Genomic DNA, 18070 nt, shown 5'->3' on the forward strand with positions numbered 1-18070 from the left:
ATGCAGATCACCCTCACCCGCCGCCGCACCGCCCGGTTCGCCGTCCCCCTCGCGCTCGTCGCGCTCGTCGCCGCCGGGTGCGGCCGGGCCGGGACGACCGCGGACGCCGCGAAGCCGTCCGGCGACGCCGACACGGCCGCCGTGCGGGCCGCCGAGCGGTTCCTCGCGCCCTACAAGGGCAAGGCCGACGTGTGGAAGGGGCCGACGACGTCGCCCCCCGCCGCCAAGGGCAAGACGATCGTGTTCCTCAACCGGTACACGTTCAGCGAGACGAACTCCTACGTCATCAAGACCGCCCGGCAGGCCGCAGCGGCGCTGGGCTGGAAGTTCGTGGCGCTGGACGTCAGCAAGGACTTCGACGCGGGCGTCGCGCAGGCCGTCGCGATGAAGCCGGACGGCCTGTTCAGCCAGGTCACCGAGGGCGACACGGACGTGAAGGCGCTGCAGCGCATCGCGGACTCCAAGATCCCGCACGTCGAGTTCACGGTCGGCACGACCGACTACAACAAGAACAACCCCGGCATCACCCACATCGTGGACTACCACTTCTACGAGCAGGGGCAGCTCGCCGCCGCGCAGGCCGTCGTGCAGACCGGCGGCAGGGCGAAGCTCGGCCTGTTCCACGCGGCTGCGAACTCCTCCAACCGGCAGGAGATCCAGGGCATCAAGGACTACTTCGCCAAGTACGGCGGCGGGTCGGTCGCCAAGGAGAACGTGGTCGCGGACGGCGTCATCGGCACCCCGCAGCTCGGCCAGGCCGCCGTCGCGTTCCTCCAGGGCAACCCGCAGATCAACGTGCTGTGGCACGAGTTCGACGGGATCGCGCTCGGCGCGGTGCCCGCGCTGAAGGCGGCCGGGCTGTCGAAGGTCCCGCAGATCTCCCACGAGGGCGACGCGCCGAACCTGGACTTCGTCCGCGACGGCGCGGGCCAGGTCGCGGACGTCGCGGTGTCCTACGGCTGGGCGACGTGGGCGGCGTTCGACGACCTCAACCGGATCTTCAACGGTCTCGAGCCGCCCGCGGACGACGGCATCCCGGTCCGCGTGCTGACGAAGGACAACCTGCCGCCGCGCGGCCAGCGCTTCGAGGGCGACCTCGACTACGCCGCGCGGTACAAGAAGCTGTGGAAGGTCGGCTGAGGTGGCCGCCGCCCTGACCGGTCCCCCCGCGCTGCGGGTGCGGGGGCTCGGCAAGACCTTCGGCCGCAACCGGGTGCTGTCCGGGCTGTCGTTCGAGGTCCGCGCGGGCGCGGTGACGGCGCTGCTCGGGGAGAACGGCTCGGGCAAGTCGACGCTGGTGAAGATCCTCGCGGGCGTCCACGCGCCCGACCCCGGCGACGCGCGCGTCGAGGCCGCCGGGACGCCGGTCGCGCTGCCGCTCACCCCGGACCGGGCGCACGCGGCGGGCCTGCGGTTCCTGCACCAGGACCTCGGGCTCGTCCCGGAGCTGACCGTCGCGGACAACCTCGCGCTGGCGGACCGCTCGGGCCGGTCCGGGCTCGCGCCGACCCGCCGCCGCGACGAGCGGCGGCGCGCGGCGGAGCTGCTCGCGCCGTTCGACGTCGCCGCCGACCCCGGCGCGCACGTCGCGGACCTGCCGGTGTCGGAGCGCTCGATGGTCGCCGTCGCCCGCACGTTCGGGGACGTCCCGCCGGGCCGCCCGCCGGTGGTGTTCCTCGACGAGCCGACCGCCGCGCTGGCCGCCGACGACGTCGCGCGGCTGTTCGCGGCGATCCGGCGGCTGTGCGCGCGCGGCGCGGCGGTCGTGCTGATCTCGCACCGGCTGGAGGAGGTCCTGGAAATCGCGGACCACGTGCTGGTGCTGCGCGACGGACGGCTCGTCGCGGACCGGCCCGCCGCCGGGCTCACCACCGCGACGCTGGTGGAGGACATGACGGGCCGCCGCGTCGAGCCCGGCCGCGCCGCCCCGGCGGGCGGCGGGGACGCGGCGGGCGGCGTCCCGGCGCTGTCGGTGCGGGGCCTGCGCGGCACGCGGCTGCGCGGCGTCGACCTGGACCTGCGCGCGGGCGAGGTGCTGGGCCTGACCGGGCTCGTCGGCTGCGGGCGCAGCGAGCTGGCGCGGATCGTCGGCGGCGCACAGCGCCCGCGCGGCGGGAGCGTCGAGGTCGGCGGGACGGCCGTGCGGCTGCGCTCCCCCGCCGACGCCATCGCGCGCGGGATCGTCGGCGTCCCGCAGGACCGGCACGCGCACGGCGTGCTGCTGGACCTGTCGGTCCGGGAGAACCTGACGCTCGGGGACCTGCGGCCGGTCACCCGGCGCGGCGCGATCGGGCGGGCCGCCGAGCGCGCCGAAGCGCGGGCGCTCATCGAGGAATTCGACATCCGCCCGCCCGACCCCGAGGCCGCGCTGCGGACGCTGAGCGGCGGCAACCAGCAGAAGGTCGCGCTGGCCCGCGCCGTGCGGCTGGAGCCGCGCGTCCTGGTGCTGGACGAGCCGAGCCAGGGCATCGACATCGGCGCCCGCGAGGGCATCGGCCGCGTCGTGCGGCGGCTGCGCGACGCGGGCGTCGCGGTGCTGCTGGCGACGTCCGACCTGGACGAGCTGATGGACCTCGCCGACCGCGTCGTCGTGCTGGACCGCGGCCGCGTCCACGCGACCCTGCGCCCGGCCGACGCCGGGCGCGACGACCTGTTCCACGCCGTGACCCTCTCAGGACGGGCAGCTTGAGCACCGACACCTCCACCGCCCCCGCGCCGGCCGCCGCGCCGGCCGGTCCCCCGCCCGCCGCGCTCGCGGCCCGGCTCACCGGCCTCGCCGCGCGCTGGTCCCTCGTGGTCCTGCTGGTCGCGTTCGCCGTGGTGTTCTCGCTGCTGCGGCCGGGCCAGTTCGACACCGCGCAGAACGCGCAGACCATCGCCTACTCGCAGTCGGTCATCGTCGTCGTGGCGCTGTCGGCGCTGGTGTCGGCGACGGTCGGCGAGATCGACATCTCCATCGGCGCGGTCATGACGACGAGCGGCGTCGCGACCGCGTGGGCGTTCGGGCGGGGCTGGCCACCCGTCGCGGCGGTCGGGCTCGGCCTCGGCTGCGGGCTGGTCATCGGCGCGGTGAACGCGCTGCTGATCGTCCGGGCGCGCATCAACTCGTTCATCGCGACGCTGGCGATGACGACGCTGCTCACCGGCCTGGCGCTGCTGCTCACCGACGGGCTGACGCTCTACAAGGGCGTCCCGCAGGGCTTCAACGACCTGGTCGCGGTGACCGTCGCGGGCGTCCCGCTGATGGTCGTCTACACCGCCGTCCTGGCGCTCGCGCTGGCGTACCTGCTGATGCGGACGCCGGTCGGGCGGCGGATGAAGGCGGCGGGCAGCGGCCGGGCGGCGGCGGAGCTGATCGGCGTCCGCACCGCGCGGTACGTGTCGGCGGCGCTGGTCCTCGGCTCGGTGATCGCCGCGTTCGGCGGGGTGCTCGGCACCGCGCGGCTGCAGGCCGCCGGGCCGGGCGGCGGCGACGCGGTGATGCTCAGCTCGATCGCGGCGGTGTTCCTCGGCGCGGTCGTGTCGCGGCGCGGCCACCTGAACGTGGGCGGCACCGTCCTCGCGGTCCTGACGCTCGGCGTCGGGATCACCGGTCTCACGATGCTGGGCGCCCCCGCGTGGGTGCCCGACGTGTTCAACGGGCTGGCGCTCGTCGCGGCCCTGCTCATCTCGCGCGCGGGAAAGGCGGCGACGGCGTGAAACTCCTGTGGTATCTGACCTCCCCCGACGGCCCGTACCCGTGGGAGCCGTCGCACCGTTGGGCGACGGACTTCGACCACCTCCGGCGGCTCGCCCGGGCGATCGACGACCTCGGCTACTACGGGGCGCTCATCGGGACCGGCCGCGACGACGGCCTCACGGTCGCCGCGTCGATGATCGGCGCGACACGGCGGATGCGGTTCCTCACCGCCGTCTACCCCGGCCTGACGTCCCCGGCGAAGCTCGCGCAGATCGCGCACACCATCGACCGGCACTCGGGCGGGCGGCTGCTGTTCAACGTCGTCAACGGCAACGACCGGACGCTGGCGCAGTACGGCGTCCACCTGGAGCGGGACGCGCGGTACGACTTCAGCGCCGAGTACTGGGACGCGTTCCAGCGCGTCTACCTCGGCGAAGAGGCCGCATACGCGGGCGAGCACGTCCGGCTCGCCGCCCGCGACCTGGACGGCGGCCCGCTCTCGCCCTGGGACGCGTTCCCGCGCCCGACCCCGCTCTGGGGCGCGGGCACCTCGCCCGCCGGGATGGCCCACTCGGCGAAGCTCCTGGACGTCTACCTCAGCTTCGCCGACACCCCCGAACGGCTCGGCGCGAAGTTCCGCCAGGTCGGCGCGCTCGCCGCCGAGCGGGGGCGCAAGCTGACGTTCGGGACGCGCTTCCAGATCATCGTCCGCGAGACCGAAGAGGAAGCCTGGGCGCGCGCCGAAGAACTCCTGGCCGCGACCGACCCGGCGACGGCCGCCGCGCTCGCGCAGTGGAACCTGCCGCCCGGCGAGACCGTCGAGACGTTCCGCAGCGGCGATCCGGCGGTCGAGCGGCGGCTGGCGGCGCTGCGCGCGGGGCGGCTGCCGGACGTCCGCGAGCTGGAGATCCACCCGAACGTGTGGACGGGGCCGAGCCTGTTCGGCTTCGACGTGGTGTCGCCCGCGTCCGGCACGTACCTGGTCGGCAGCGCCGAGAACGTCGCGGCGCGGCTGCGCGAGTACGCCGCGCACGGGACCGAGTCGTTCATCCTGTCGGGCTTCCCGCTGATCGAGGAGGCCCGCACGGTCGCGGAGCTGCTGTTCCCGCTGCTCGACCTGGACCACGAGTTCGCCGAGGAGCGCCGATGACCCGCACCGCGCTGGTCGAGGAACTGCTGGCGGCCGCGCCGGGCTTCGTCCTCGGGGACGAGACCGCCGCCGCGCCCGCGTCGGACGCGCTGCTGACCGTGCTCGACCCGTCGTACGCGTCGCCGCTGCTGGAGACCGCGTCCGCCGGGGAGGCCGACGTCGCGCGGGCGGTCGGCCTGGCGCGCGCCGCGTTCGACGACGGCCGGTGGCGGGCGCTCGCCCACCCCGCGAAATCCGCCGCGCTGCACCGGATCGCGGACCTCATCGAACGGCACGCCGCCGACTTCGGGCAGCTCGAATCGCTGGACGTCGGCGTCCCCGCGCCGGTCGGCCCGCACCTCGCGCACGCCGCCGCCGAGGTGTTCCGGCACTACGCGGGCTGGCCGGGGCGGCTGTACGGGGACGCGAACCCGTCCGAACCGGACGTCCACTCGTACACGCTGCGGCAGCCGCTCGGCGTCGTCGCGGCGATCGTCCCGTGGAACATGCCGCTGCTCATGGCCGCGTTCAAGGTCGCGCCCGCGCTGGCCGCCGGGAACTCGGTGGTGCTCAAGCCCGCCGAGCAGACGCCGCTGAGCGCGCTGCTGCTCGGCCGGATCGTGCTGGAGGCGGGTCTGCCGCCGGGCGTGCTGTCGGTGCTGACCGGCGACGGGACGGCGGGCGCGGCGCTGGTCGAGCATCCCGGCGTGGATCTCGTCGCGTTCACCGGGTCCACCGAGACGGGCCGGGCGATCCAGCGCGCCGCCGCCGGGACCGTCAAGCGCGTCCTGCTGGAACTCGGCGGCAAGAGCCCGAACATCGTGTTCGCCGACGCCGACCTGGAGCGCGCCGCGGCGGCGGCGGGCCGCACGGCCTGGCAGAACTCCGGGCAGATCTGCTTCGCCGGGACGCGGCTGCTGGTCGAGCGGTCCGTCCACGACGAGGTGGTGGAGCGGATCGCCGCCGACGCGGCGAGGCTCACGGTCGGGCCCGCGTTCGCGGACGGCACCGACCTCGGGCCGCTGGTGTCCGCCGAACAGCTCGCGAAGGTGCGCGGCTACGTGGAGTCCGCCGAGGCGGAGACGGCCTACGCCGGGACGGTCCCGGACGGCCCCGGCTACTTCGCCGCGCCGACCGTCTTCACCGGCGTCGACCCCCGCTCGCGGCTCGCCCGCGAGGAGATCTTCGGGCCGGTGCTCGCGGTGTTCCCGTTCGACGCCGCCGAGGAAGCGCTGCGGCTCGCGAACGACACGTCCTACGGGCTCGCCGCCGCCGTCTGGACGCGCGACGTCGGCCGCGCCCACGCGTTCGCCCGCGACCTGGCCGCCGGGACGGTGTGGGTGAACGCCTACGGCGAGCACGACTTCGCCGCGCCCTCGGGCGGGGCCCGGCAGTCCGGACTCGGCCGCGAGCACGGCCGGGAGTGGATCAGCGCGTACACGGAGGCGAAGACCGTTCATGTCCGACTCTGATTTCGACTACGTCGTCGTCGGCGGCGGGACGTCCGGCCCGGTCGTCGCGGCCCGGCTCGCCGAGGACCCCGACCTGTCGGTCCTGCTGCTGGAGGCCGGGCCGCCGCTGACGCTCACCGAGAGCCTGGCGCCCGCGCTGTGGCCGCGCACGCTCGGCGGCCCGATCGACTGGGGGTTCCGGACCGTCCCCCAGCCCGGCCTGGACGGGCGCGTCGTGGACTGGCCGCGCGGCCGCGTCCTCGGCGGGTCCAGCGCGCTGAACCTCGGCGGCTGGATTCGCGGGCACCGTTCCGACTACGACGCGTGGGGCGAGTACGGCGGCCCCGGCTGGGACCACGCGGCGCTGCTGCCGCTGTACCGCCGCGCCGAGGACTCCGGGCGCGGGCCCGCGCCGTGGCGCGGCGTCGGCGGGCCGGTGACGCTGCGGGAGCCGGGGCCGCCCGGCCCGGTGTACGAGGCCGTCGAGCGGGCCGTGGCCGAGGCCGGTTTCGGCGGGCGGACGGACGTCAACGGCCCCGACCCGTTCGGCAGCGACGTCCAGGAGATGACGTTCGCCGACGGCGAGCGCCGCACCCCGGCCGCCGGGTACCTGCGCGCGGACCGGCCGAACCTGGCGGTCCGCACGGGCGTCCGCGTCACCCGCGTGGTCGTCGAGGGCGGCCGCGCGGTCGGCGTGGAGGCGGACGGCGGGCTCGTCCGCGCGCGCCGCGAGGTCGTGCTGTCGGCCGGGACGATCGGGTCGGCGCACCTGCTCCTGCTGTCGGGGATCGGCCCGGCCGCGCACCTGGCCGAGCACGGGATCGACGTCGTCGCGGACGTCCCGGGCGTCGGCGGGAACCTGCACGACCACCTGCGGGTCGCGGTCCACGTCCACGCCGGGCCGGACGCCGGGGCGCCCGCGCCGCTCGTCAGCGACGAGAACCTGCGGCTGTGGGAGACGACGCGCGGCGGCCCGCTGCGCGACCTGGCGGGCGGCGGCGTGGCCTTTCTACGCACCGACGAGGAGTACTGCGCGCCCGACGTCGAACTGCTCATCGCGACCGGCCCGGCCCCCGGCCGCCCCGACCGGACGGGGTACATGCTCGCGCCGGTCGTCCTCCAGCCGCTGAGCCGGGGCACGCTGCGGCTCGCGTCGGCGGACCCGGCGGACGCGCCGCTGCTCGACCCCGCCTACCTCGCCGAACCCGAGGACCTGGCGACGCTCGTCGCGGGCCTGCGCGCCGCGCTGTGGGTCACCGAGCAGCCCGCGCTCGCGCCGTACACCGAGGGCCGGTCGCTCGCGCCGGACGCCTCGCGCGAGGAACTGGAGGCGTACGTCCGCGCGAACGCCGACACGGTGTTCCACCCGGTCGGCACCGCGCGCCTCGGCCCCGACGACGATCCGCTCGCGGTCGTGGACGGGCGGCTGCGCGTGCGCGGCGTGACGGGGCTGCGCGTCGCGGACGCGTCGGTCATCCCGGTCATCACGCGCGGCCACACGATGGCCCCGGCCGTCGTCGTCGGGGAGCGCGCCGCCGACATCCTCCACGCGGACCACTGGGCCGATTAAGCGTTCGCGGCCGGGCCGTCGTCCGGCCCGGCCGCGGGCGGCGCGTCGTCGGGATGGGAGCGGATCAGGAAGCTGCCGAGCAGCGCGATGCCGCCGGAGCCGATGAGGACGAGCTGGATCGGGTCCACCGAGCCGAGCGGCCCGAGATGGTACTCGTCGCCCTTGAGGACGTCCGCGACCGCGCCGGTGATGAGCGCCGCGACGGCCAGGCCGAACCGCAGCGTCCCGTGGAACGCGGTCAGCGCCACGTCGCGGACGTTGCCGGTGAGGCCGTCCTGGAGATGGGTGATGGAGCTGACCAGCGCCGTCGTCGCCGCCATCCCGAACAGGAACGCCGCCAGGTAGGCGACGGTCAGCGACGCGAACAGGCCCATCGCGACGATCACCAGGCCCTGCCCGGCGATGCCGATGCGCATCTGCGCGGGCAGGTTCGCGTCCGTCCGGCCGCGCAGCAGCGCCAGCCCGACGACGAACCCGACGCCGAACAGCCCGACCAGCGCGCCGAACCCGAGCGGCCCGGCGTGCAGAACCTCCCGGACGAACACGACGCCCAGCGAGAACAGCGCGCCGAGGCCGAGCGCCACGATCCCGACCGCCAGCAGGATCTCCCGGACGAACTGGATGCGCAGCGCGGACGTCAGCCCGTGCCGGACCGTCCCGCCCGACGCGCGCGCCGCGTCCTCGGCGGCCCGCACCGCCGCCGGGTCGGGGCCGAGGTCGGGCAGCGAGCGGATCGCGAAGAACGACACGACGTAGCTCGCCGCGTCCACCCAGAACACCGCGACGTACTCCCAGTGCCCGGTCCACGCGCCCTTGCCCGACGCCAGGTGGACGAGCCCGAACGCCGCCGCGCCGAGCGGCACCATCGCGTAGTAGAAGCCCATGACCAGGCCGTTGGCGAGGGCGAGGCGGCCCGCGGCGGGCCGGTCGGGGTCGTCGCGCTCCCCGATCAGCACCGGCACCGAGGAGTCGCGGGCGGGCAGGAACGCCAGGCTCGCGACCTCCATCGCGAACGCCCAGAAGAACACCCAGCCGAGCCACGGGACGATCGGCAGCAGCGCCGCCATTACGGCGCGGATCAGGTCGGCGGCCATCATGACGCGGCGGCGGTTCCAGCGGGTGATCGCGCGGGCGGCCAGCGGCGCGCCGACCGCCGACGGCAGCAGCCGCAGGACGAGCACGCCGCCGATCGCGGTGGTCGACCCGCTCAGCTTGAGCACGAAGTACATCAGCGCGAGCGTGCCCATCCAGTCGCCGAACGAGGAGACCGCCTGCCCGGCGAGCAGGCGGCGGAAGCCGACCAGCCGGAGCAACTCCTTCATCCGCCCCCCAAGGCTCCGTCCCGGTGCGCGGGACCGGCGGCCGCGCCGCCGATCTTCCGCACGACATGTCCGGTACCCCCCGGTGCGCCCGCCCAACATCACCGGCTCGCCAAGATCACCCCGGGGCGAACGGCCGTCTGACGCGGTGATTCCTGGGTAACTAGCGGGTTGTGGGGACACAGGACGTGGTGACCGCTCCGGAGGCCGTGCTGCCCGGTCGGCGAGCGCCCACCGGCCTGCGCGCGTGGCGCGAACTGCTCGTCGGGCTCGCCGTGTTCGCGCTGTACGCGCTCGTGGTCATGCTGCCCGAGGACGCGCGGCGGGCGGCGGCGCGGCGGCACGCCGACACGCTGTACGGCTGGGAGCGCGCGCTGCGCATCGACGTCGAGCACGCGCTGAACGGCTGGCTGGCGCACCAGCCGGTGCTGCGCGTCCTCGCCAACTACGAGTACGCCGTCACCTACATCGCGAGCGCGCTCGGCCTGCTGGTGTGGCTGTACCTGCGCCACCCCGACCGCTACCGGACGGCCCGCAACACGTTCGTCGTCCTGAACCTGCTCGCCCTGGCGTGCTTCACGCTGTACCCCCTGATGCCGCCGCGGCTGATGCCCGACCTCGGGTTCGTCGACACCGTCCGCCTCGGCCGGACGTGGGGGTCGTGGGGGTCGCCGCTGGTGGAGAACGCCGACCAGCTCGCCGCGATGCCGTCGCTGCACATGGCGTGGACGCTGTGGGTCGGCGTGGAGCTGGCGAAGACGTCGGCGCTGCGCTCGGTGCAGGTCCTCAACGCGCTCCACATCCTGCTGACCGGGTACGTGATCATGGCGACCGCCAACCACTACGTGCTGGACGCGGTGGCGGCCGTGCCGCTGGTGGCGCTGTCGGTCTGCACCGTCCGCCGCACGCGCGGGGCCCGCGCCGAGCGCGTCGCGGCGACCGACGCGTTCTTCCTCGCCGTGGAGACGCCGCGCGCGCCGCAGCACGTCGGCGGGGTGATGGTCCTGGACACCTCGCGGACGCCGGTCGGCCGGGCGGACGTGGTGCGCCTCGTCCTGGACCGGCTCGACCGGGTGCCCCGGTTCCGGCAGCGGCTCGTCACGCCGTCGCGGCTGCGCCGCCCGGTCTGGGAGGACCATCCCGTCATCGACTGGGATTGGCACGTCGTCGAACGGGACGTCACCGGGCGCGGCATGACGGGCCTGCGCGCCGTCGTCGCGGAGTTGCAGAGCGAGGCGCTGCCGCGCGACCGGCCGCTGTGGCGGATGGTGGTCGTGCAGGGCGTCGCGCCCGACCGGACCGCCGTGGTGTTCCTGATGCACCACGTCGTCGCGGACGGCATCGGCGTCGTCGCGCAGGCGCTCCTGCTGATGGACGCCCCGCCCGCGCGCGCCGACCGGGGCGGCCGCCGGCCGGGCCCGGCGGCGCGCGCGGCGGCGACGGCCGTCGGGTTCGCGCAGCTCGCCGCCGACACGCCGCCGCGCACCCGGCTGCCCGTCGGCGGGACAGCCGAGCGCCGGTTCGGCACGACGACGCTGCCGCTGCCGCTGATGCGCGACGTCGCGCGGCGGCACGGCGCCCGCGTCACCGACGTGGTCCTGTGCGCGGTGGCGGGCGCGGTCCACCGCGTCGCCCGCGACGCCGACCCGGCCGCCCGCGACGCGCTGTGCCGCTTCGCGGTGCCGCTGATGATGCGCTCCCCCGAGGACGGCGCGGAGGGCAACCACACGACGGCCGTCATGGTGGACCTGCCGATCGGCGCGCTCCCGGAGAACGAGCGGCTGGCCCGCATCGCGCGCCGCTGCCGGGGGCGGCGGACGGGCACCCGGGCGCAGGCCGCGTGGTTCGTGATGCGGGACGTCGCGCGGCTGATGCCCGCGCCGCTGCACCGCCGCTTCGCCCGCGCCGTCTACAGCCCGCGCTTCCTGCAAGGGGTCGTGTCGAACATGCCGGGCCCGGTGACGCCGCCGGTGCTGTCGGGCGCGCCGCTGGACGAGGTGTATCCCGTGATCCCGCTGGTCCCGGGCGCGCCGCTCGCGGTGGGCGCGCTGAGCATCGCGGGCGTGCTGTGCGTCGGCGTCTCGGCGGACCCGCGCCTGGCCGACGACGCCGACCGGTTCGTCGGCGCGATGCGCGACGTCGTGGACGAGCTGCGACGCGGCGGTGCCGCGTGACCCGCCCGCTCGACGGCAAGGTCGCGCTCGTGACGGGCGCGTCGTCCGGCCTCGGCCGGGCGGGCGCGCTGGCCCTCGCGCGGGCGGGCGCGCGGCTGGTCGTCCACGGCCGCGACGCCGCCCGGCTCGCCGAGGTCGCCGAGGCGACCGGCGGCACGGCCGTCGCGGGCGACCTCGCGGACCCGGCCGAGGTCGAACGGGTCGCGGCCGAGGCGCTGGCGGTCGCGGGCCGGGTGGACGTCCTGCTGTGCAACGCGGGCGTCGGCTGGTCCGGCCCGTTCCCGCGCATGGCGGCGGCCGACGCGGCGCGGCTCGTCGCGGTGAACCTCGCCGCGCCGATCGCGCTGACCCGCCTGCTGCTGCCGGGGATGCTGGAGCGCGGCGGGAGCCTGGTCTACGTCACCTCGATCGCGGGGCGGCTCGGCGTCGCGGGCGAGTCGGTGTACTCCGCGACGAAGGCGGGCCTGGACATGTTCGCGGTGAGCCTGCGGCAGGAGGTGCGCGGCACCGGCGTGCGCGTCGGGGTGCTCGTGCCGGGCGTCGTGGACACCGCGTTCTTCGAGCGGCGCGGCGAGCCGTACCCGCGGCGGCGGCCCCGCCCGATCCCGGCGGAGCGCGTCGCGGACGCGCTGCTCGCGGGGATCGTCGCGGGCCGCCCGGAGATCTTCGCGCCGCGCTGGCTGCGGCTTCCGGTCGTCGTGCGGGGCCTGTTCCCCGGCGCGTACCGGGCGCTGGACGGCCGGTTCGGCACCCGGACCGTCGCCGTGGAGGACGTGCAGGCCGGGCCGCGCTGAGCGGCGGCCCGGCCCCGTCCGGTCAGGCGCTGCGCGCGGCCCGGATCGTCTGCTTCAGCGAGCCGAGCGTCGCGAACACCGACGTCGGCTCGTACCCGCAGTGCGCCATGCAGTTCTCGCAGCGCGCGTCGCGGCCCCGCCCGTAGGCGCTCCAGTCGGTGGTCTCGACCAGCTCCCGGTAGGTGTCGACGTGCCCGTCCTCCATGAGGTAGCACGGCCGCTGCCAGCCCTTGAGCGAGTACGACGGGATCGCCCAGGCCGTGCAGTCGAAGTCGACCTTGCCCTCCAGGAAGTCCAGGAACAGCGGCGAGTGGTTGAACCGCCACCGCTTCCGGTTCCCGTTCGCGAACGCCTTGCGGAACAGCGTGCGGGTCTCCTGGACGCCGAGGAAGTGCTCTTGGTCGGGCGCCTTCTCGTACGCGTACGCCGGCGAGATCATCATCTGGTCCACGCCGAGGTCGTCGTTGAGGTAGTTGAGGACGTCGATGACGTTCTGCGGGCTGTCGTTGTTGAACACCGTCGTGTTGGTGGTGACGCGGAAGCCGCGCTCCTGGCACAGCCGGATCGCCGCGACGGCGTCGTCGAACACCCCGTCCTTGCAGACCGACGCGTCGTGCCGCTCGCGGAGCCCGTCCATGTGGACGGCCCACGCGAAGTACCGCGACGGCGTGAACTGGTCGATCTTCTTCGGGATCAGCAGCGCGTTCGTGCAGAGGAACACGTACCGCTTGAGCTTCACCAGCTCGTCCACCAGCTCGGCGATCTGCGGGTGCATGAGCGGTTCGCCGCCCGCGATCGACACCATCGGCGCGCCGCACTCGCGGATCGCCGCGACGGCCTGCTCGACGGGCATCCGCTTCTTCAGCTCGCTCGCCGGGTGCTGGATCTTCCCGCACCCGGCGCAGGCGAGGTTGCAGGCGTACAGCGGCTCCAGCTCGACCAGCAGCGGGAAGCGGTCGCGTCCCGTGAGCTTGTTGCGCAGGATGTAGCCGCCGATGCGCAGACTCTGGCGCAGTGGCATGGCCATTACGGACCGGCCTCCTCATGCAGGTGGGATTCCTTCGTCGCCGCGGCGGCGGCCCACGCGGCGAGCGCGGGGCCGGCGAGCCGCAGCCTGCGCCGGGCGGCGAGGCCGCGCAGCACGGTCGCGGGGGTGACGAGGGGGTGGTCGGGCGTGTCCACCACCGCGCGGACCACCGCCCACGGGCGGTCGCCCGCGGCCGCGACCAGCGGCGCGGACTCCATGTCCACGACGATCGCGCCGAGCGCGGCGAGCGCCCGCCGCTCCCGGCCGGTGACGGGGTGGTCGGCGGTGATGACCGGGCCGAGGCGGACGGCCGCCCCGGCGCGTTCGAGCAGCTCCGCGACGTCGGCCGCCGCGCGGCAGCGCAGCGGCCCGGCGGCGGTGCGCACCTCGGTGGCGACGACGAGGTCGCCGGGGCGCAGCCGGGCGTCCAGTCCCCCGCCGAAGCCCGCGACGGCCAGCGCGTCGAACGGCGGGAGCCGGTCGGCGGCGGCGCGCGCCCGGCGCGGGCCCATCCCGGTCCGCACGACCGTGCGGCCGGGGCCGCGCAGGGCGCGGGCCTCGACGCCGAGCGCGGCGCACACCGCCAGCCGCGTCACCGACGTCCCCCCGCGCCGAGGTAGCGGCCGAGCGCGCTGACCGGGAACACCAGCCGGTACAGGTGGTAGTTGATGTAGAAGTCGCCGGGGAACCCGGTGCCGGTGAAGAAGTCCTCGTCCCAGCCGCCGTCGTCGCGCTGGTTGCGGACGAGCCAGTCCACGCCGCGCCGCACCGCCGGGCCGCGCTCGCCCGCGGCGAGCAGGCCGAGCAGCGCCCACGCGGTCTGCGACGGGGTGGACGCGCCCCGGCCGATCCACGACGCGTCGCGGTAGGACCGCAGGTCCTCGCCCCAGCCGCCGTCGGGGTTCTGGTGGCGTTCGAGCCAGTCCACGGCCCGCCGGACCGCGGGCTTCTCCGGCCGGACGCCCGCGGCGATCAGGGCGGGCAGGACGCCGCCCGTCCCGTAGACGTGGTTGGCGCCCCACCGGCCGAACCAGGAGCCGTCCTCCTCCTGGTGTTTGAGCAGCCACACCACGGCGCGCTTCACGATGGGCGTGCGGGCCATGCCGCGCGCGCACAGCGCCTCGACGACGTGCGCGGTGACGTCGGCGGACGGCGGGTCGATCACCGCGCCGAAGTCGCAGAACGGCAGCTTCTCCGGGAGCGTGCGGGTGTTGTCGGCGTCGAACGCGGCGAACCCGCCGTCCTTGGAGACCATCCCGGTCATCCAGCGCAGGCCGCGCTCGACGGCGGGCCCGGCGTCGGGGTGGCCGACGCGGTCCAGCGCGAGGATCGCCTCGGCGGTGTCGTCGGTGTCGGGGTAGACGTCATTGTCGAACTCGAACGCCCAGCCGCCCGGCGGCAGGTCGGGCCGCCGCACGCTCCAGTCGCCGGGGCCGCGGACCTCCTCGCGCAGCACCCAGTCGGCGGCGCGCAGCAGCGCCGGGTCGTCGCCGGGGACGCCCGCGTCGGCGAGCGCGGTCATCGCCAGGACGGTGTCCCACACCGGGGACTGGCACGCCTCCAGGCGGCGGCCCTTCTCGTCGCGGATCGTGAACCGCTCCAGCCCGGCGAGGCCGCGCCGCATCACCGGGTGGTCGAGGCCGTACCCGAGCAGGTGCAGCGCGATCAGCGAGTACACCCACGGCGGCTGGATGCCGCCCCACGAGCCGTCCGCCTCCTGCCGCGCGACGATCCACTCGCCCGCCCGGCGCAGCGCGGCGCGGCGCGGGCCGCGCAGCGGACGCCGGTCGTAGACGTGCAGGAGCTTGTCGAGGGCGAGGAACGCCTCCTCCCAGCCGGGACGGCCGGGGCGGCGGCTCCGGCGGCGGGCCGGGCCGGGCGCGGGGCGCAGCTCGTCCAGGTCGAACGGGAGCGGCCGGACGGGGCGCAGCGCGCCGACGACCGTCAGCGGGACGATCGTCTGCCGCGCCCAGCAGCCCCAGTCGTAGATGTTCAGCGGGAACCACGACGGCAGGAACATCATCTCCGGCGGCAGGACCGGCAGGTCGTCCCAGGACCACTGGCCGAACAGCGCCAGCCAGAACCGCGTGAAGACGCGGGTCGCGGGAATGCCGCCGTCCGCGCGGACGAACGCCGAGGCGCGCGCCATGTGCGCGGCGTCCGGGGCGTCCCCCGCGAGCCGCAGCGCGACGTACGCCTCGACGGTGGTGGACAGGTCGGCCGGGCCGCCGTGGAAGGTCGCCCAGGACCCGTCCGGGCGCTGCTGGGACCTGATCCAGCGGGCGGCCTCGCGGGTGTCGTGCGCGGAGCGGACGCCGAGGAACTCGCGGAGCAGCAGGTCCTCGGCGTCCATCGTGACGTTGGTCTGCAGCTCGCCCTTCCACCAGCCCTCGGGCGACTGGAGGGAGAGCAGGCGGTCGCGGGCGGCGGCGAGGGCGTCGGCGGGCGTGCGGTCGCCCGCGGGGGCCGCCGCGAACGGCACGGCCCCCGGGCGGACGGCGGTCGCGGACTCCTCGGCGGACTCCCCCGCCGGTTCGGTGGACGCGGTGGTCGTCATCAGTGGTCCCGGTGGGTGACGAAATCGGCGATGTGCAGGAACTCGGCGCGGACGTCGTCGGGCGGCGCCGCCGCGTCCAGGTGCGCGGCGGCCGACTCGATCCGCCGCACGGCCTCCGCCTCGGCCCACGCGCGCCCGCCGGACGCCTCGACGAGCCGGGCGATCTCCTCCAGGTCGGCCGTCCCGGACGGCACCGGCCGCCGGTACAGCCCGGCGAGCCGCGCCGACTCCGGCGTGCCCGCGCCGAGCGCGGCGACGATCGGCAGCGACATCTTGCGGGACCGCAGGTCCGACAGCGCGGGCTTGCCGGTGACGGCCGGGTCGCCCCAGATGCCGAGCAGGTCGTCGACGAGCTGGAACGCCAGGCCCAGCTCGGACCCGAACCCGGCGAGCGCGGCGGCGACCGGCTCGGGCGCGCCGGTCAGGACCGCGCCGATCGAGCAGGAGCAGGCGAGCAGCGCGGCGGTCTTGCCCCCCGCCATGTCCAGGCACTCCTCCAGGGTGATCTTCTGGCGGGTCTCGAACTCCAGGTCGAGGGACTGGCCCGCGATGAGGCGGCGGGTCGCGGCGGCGAGGTCGCGGGCGGCGGCCTGCGCGCCGGGCGCGGGGGCCTCCAGCAGGACCTCGCCCGCGAGGGCGAGCAGCGCGTCGCCCGCGAGGATCGCGGCGGGCTCGCCGAAGATCGTCCACGCGGCGGGGCGGTGCCGCCGGGTGCGGTCGCCGTCCATGATGTCGTCGTGCAGGAGCGAGAACGCGTGCGTCAGCTCGACGGCGACGGCGGCGGGCAGCGCGGTCTCGGGCGCGGCCCCGGCGGCGCGCGCCGACAGCAGTGCCAGCGCGGGCCGCAGCGCCTTGCCGGACGAGCCGGTCGGCCTGCCCGGCGCGGCGGGCTTGCCGCCGTGGTTCGCGACGGCCCCGGCGGGCCTGCCGTCGGCCTCCGTCCAGCCGAAATGGTGCGCCGCGACGCGGTACGTGCGCGGGTCGAGCCGGCCGACCGCGGCGCGCAGCGCCCCGTCGACGAGTTCACGCGTGCCGGTCATCGAGACGGGAACGGTGGTCATCGGTCCCTCACCCCCTCCAGGTGGCGGCGGACCAGGCGAGCGGCGGCCAGGCCGCTGCGCACTGCGCCCTCCATGGTGTCGGGCCAGCCCGTGTCGGTCCACGCGCCGGCCAGGAACAGGCCGGGGGCGCGGGTCGCGGCCCCCGGACGCGGCGCCCCGCAGCCGGGGCGCTGGCGGAACGTCGCCCGCCGCTCGCGCGTCACGAACAGCTCGCGCAGGCGGGCGTCGCGCGCGGCGGGCAGCAGGCGGCGCAGCTCGGGCTCGAACACCGCGCGCAGCTCGGCGACGGGGCGGTCGATCCAGCGGTCCGCCGCCGACACCGACACCGCGAGGTACTGGCCGTCGGCCAGGCCGCTCGGTCCCGTCCGGTCGAACATCCACTGGACGGGCGACCCGACGGCGGCGGCGAACGGCAGGTCGAGGACGCGCCGGTCGAACACCGCGTGGACGTTGACGATCGGGCTGGCGTCCAGCTCGGGCCAGCGCAGCGGGTCGGGCAGCGCCTCGGGCGGCAGCAGCCGGGCCGCCGCGCGGTGCGGGACGGCGACGACGACCGCGTCGGCCGCGATCGGGACGCCGTCCACGACGACCTTCGGGTCGGCGGTGACGGCCTCGACCTTGGCCCGCAGCCGGACCTCGCCGCCCGCCGCCTCGATCCGCCGCAGCGCCGGGCCGCCGTGCAGGTCGCCGAGCGGGACGGCGGGGACGCCGATGTCGGCGGCGTCGGGGCGGCCGAACAGCGCGCGGCGGCACACCAGCGCGGACAGGCCGAGTGCGGCCTCATCCACCTCGGCGTTCAGCGACGCGGTGATGAACAGCCCCCACAGCGCCTCGCGGGCGAGCGCGCTCTGCCCGCGCGCGGCCAGCCACGGCCCGGCGGCGACGTCGTCCAGGGACGGGTCGGCGGGGTCGAGGCGGCGCAGCGCGGCGGACGCGCGGACGGCCCGCAGCCGGTCGCGGACGGGCAGCGGCGCGTAGCGGGCGAGCGCGGGCAGCAGGTGCAGCGGGCTCGGCAGCGGGGCGCGGCGCAGCCGGGCGGCGGGCCCGCCGGGCTGGAGCACGGTGACGTCGAAGCGGTCCTGGACGTCCGCCCTGTCCGCGACGCCGAGGCGGTCGAGCAGCCCCCGGTAGGCGGTGCAGCAGCGCAGGAACACGTGCTGGCCGTTGTCGATCGTCAGATCGCCGCGCCGGAACGAGTGCGTCGCGCCGCCGAGCCGGGGCCGGGCCTCCAGCAGCGTGACGGGCACGCCGCACTCCTGGAGCGCGACGGCGGCGCTGATCCCGGCGAGGCCCCCGCCGACGACCACGA

At 76.1% G+C, this 18070-nt stretch carries 14 protein-coding genes; 8 read left to right on the forward strand and 6 right to left on the reverse strand.

Annotation, left to right across the window (positions count from 1 at the left end):
* The 6 genes from G339_RS0126715 to G339_RS0126740 are packed head-to-tail and all read left to right on the forward strand — an operon-like array spanning nt 1 to nt 7829.
* On the forward strand, nt 1-1140 hold the full coding sequence (locus G339_RS0126715; protein WP_019634133.1) for a sugar ABC transporter substrate-binding protein: 1140 nt from the start codon (nt 1-3) through the stop codon (nt 1138-1140).
* A 1-nt stretch (nt 1141) separates the two neighbouring features.
* Nucleotides 1142-2689: a sugar ABC transporter ATP-binding protein gene (locus tag G339_RS0126720; protein ID WP_019634134.1), complete on the forward strand. Its 1548-nt coding sequence runs from the start codon at nt 1142-1144 to the stop codon at nt 2687-2689.
* Entirely contained in the window at nt 2686-3699 is a 1014-nt protein-coding gene (locus G339_RS0126725) for an ABC transporter permease (RefSeq protein WP_019634135.1), read from the forward strand. The genes G339_RS0126720 and G339_RS0126725 overlap by 4 nt, the downstream gene beginning before the upstream one ends.
* Nucleotides 3696-4829, forward strand: coding sequence for an LLM class flavin-dependent oxidoreductase (locus G339_RS0126730; protein ID WP_019634136.1), 1134 nt, complete (start codon nt 3696-3698; stop codon nt 4827-4829). Before G339_RS0126725 ends, G339_RS0126730 begins: the two co-directional genes overlap by 4 nt.
* Complete coding sequence (locus tag G339_RS0126735) at nt 4826-6280, forward strand: aldehyde dehydrogenase family protein (RefSeq protein WP_019634137.1); 1455 nt, start codon at nt 4826-4828, stop codon at nt 6278-6280. The genes G339_RS0126730 and G339_RS0126735 overlap by 4 nt, the downstream gene beginning before the upstream one ends.
* Complete coding sequence (locus tag G339_RS0126740) at nt 6267-7829, forward strand: GMC family oxidoreductase (protein ID WP_019634138.1); 1563 nt, start codon at nt 6267-6269, stop codon at nt 7827-7829. Before G339_RS0126735 ends, G339_RS0126740 begins: the two co-directional genes overlap by 14 nt.
* On the opposite strand, the gene G339_RS35400 is transcribed toward G339_RS0126740, so the two are convergent.
* Complete coding sequence (locus G339_RS35400) at nt 7826-9151, reverse strand: MFS transporter (RefSeq protein WP_019634139.1); 1326 nt, start codon at nt 9149-9151, stop codon at nt 7826-7828. The two genes, G339_RS0126740 and G339_RS35400, sit on opposite strands and share 4 nt — an antisense overlap.
* 188 nt (nt 9152-9339) lie before the next feature.
* Between G339_RS35400 and G339_RS37140 the strand changes: the two genes are divergently transcribed.
* On the forward strand, nt 9340-11322 hold the full coding sequence (locus G339_RS37140; RefSeq protein ID WP_019634140.1) for a bifunctional phosphatase PAP2/O-acyltransferase family protein: 1983 nt from the start codon (nt 9340-9342) through the stop codon (nt 11320-11322).
* On the forward strand, nt 11319-12116 hold the full coding sequence (locus G339_RS0126755) for an SDR family NAD(P)-dependent oxidoreductase (protein WP_019634141.1): 798 nt from the start codon (nt 11319-11321) through the stop codon (nt 12114-12116). The genes G339_RS37140 and G339_RS0126755 overlap by 4 nt, the downstream gene beginning before the upstream one ends.
* Nucleotides 12117-12138: 22 nt before the next feature.
* Here the strand turns inward: G339_RS0126755 and hpnH are convergent, their stop codons facing one another.
* From hpnH to hpnE, 5 genes are read right to left on the reverse strand one after another with little or no spacing between them, the layout of a single operon-like run.
* Complete coding sequence (gene hpnH / locus G339_RS0126760; protein WP_019634142.1) at nt 12139-13143, reverse strand: adenosyl-hopene transferase HpnH; 1005 nt, start codon at nt 13141-13143, stop codon at nt 12139-12141.
* Nucleotides 13143-13739 carry a phosphorylase family protein gene (locus G339_RS0126765; protein WP_019634143.1) on the reverse strand — a complete coding sequence of 199 codons (597 nt, stop codon included), beginning with the start codon at nt 13737-13739 and terminating at the stop codon, nt 13143-13145. Before G339_RS0126765 ends, hpnH begins: the two co-directional genes overlap by 1 nt.
* Nucleotides 13736-15700 (reverse strand): squalene--hopene cyclase, encoded by a 1965-nt coding sequence (gene shc, locus G339_RS0126770; RefSeq protein WP_019634144.1) that lies wholly within the window; start codon nt 15698-15700, stop codon nt 13736-13738. Before shc ends, G339_RS0126765 begins: the two co-directional genes overlap by 4 nt.
* Complete coding sequence (locus G339_RS0126775; RefSeq protein ID WP_019634145.1) at nt 15700-16761, reverse strand: polyprenyl synthetase family protein; 1062 nt, start codon at nt 16759-16761, stop codon at nt 15700-15702. Before G339_RS0126775 ends, shc begins: the two co-directional genes overlap by 1 nt.
* A complete protein-coding gene (hpnE, locus tag G339_RS0126780; RefSeq protein ID WP_019634146.1) occupies nt 16758-18068 on the reverse strand; it encodes a hydroxysqualene dehydroxylase HpnE in 1311 nt (436 codons plus the stop codon). The genes G339_RS0126775 and hpnE overlap by 4 nt, the downstream gene beginning before the upstream one ends.
* Nucleotides 18069-18070: the final 2 nt, after the last annotated feature.

The organism is Actinomadura atramentaria DSM 43919 (assembly GCF_000381885.1).
Classification (GTDB): domain Bacteria; phylum Actinomycetota; class Actinomycetes; order Streptosporangiales; family Streptosporangiaceae; genus Spirillospora; species Spirillospora atramentaria.

Coding starts and splice junctions, on each gene's coding strand:
- G339_RS0126715 (WP_019634133.1), top strand. CDS start 1: ATGCAGATCACCCTCACCCGCCGCCGCACCGCCCGGTTCGCCGTCCCC.
- G339_RS0126735 (WP_019634137.1), top strand. CDS start 4,826: ATGACCCGCACCGCGCTGGTCGAGGAACTGCTGGCGGCCGCGCCGGGC.
- G339_RS0126740 (WP_019634138.1), top strand. CDS start 6,267: ATGTCCGACTCTGATTTCGACTACGTCGTCGTCGGCGGCGGGACGTCC.
- G339_RS35400 (WP_019634139.1), bottom strand. CDS start 9,151: ATGAAGGAGTTGCTCCGGCTGGTCGGCTTCCGCCGCCTGCTCGCCGGG.
- hpnH (WP_019634142.1), bottom strand. CDS start 13,143: ATGGCCATGCCACTGCGCCAGAGTCTGCGCATCGGCGGCTACATCCTG.
- shc (WP_019634144.1), bottom strand. CDS start 15,700: ATGACGACCACCGCGTCCACCGAACCGGCGGGGGAGTCCGCCGAGGAG.
- G339_RS0126775 (WP_019634145.1), bottom strand. CDS start 16,761: ATGACCACCGTTCCCGTCTCGATGACCGGCACGCGTGAACTCGTCGAC.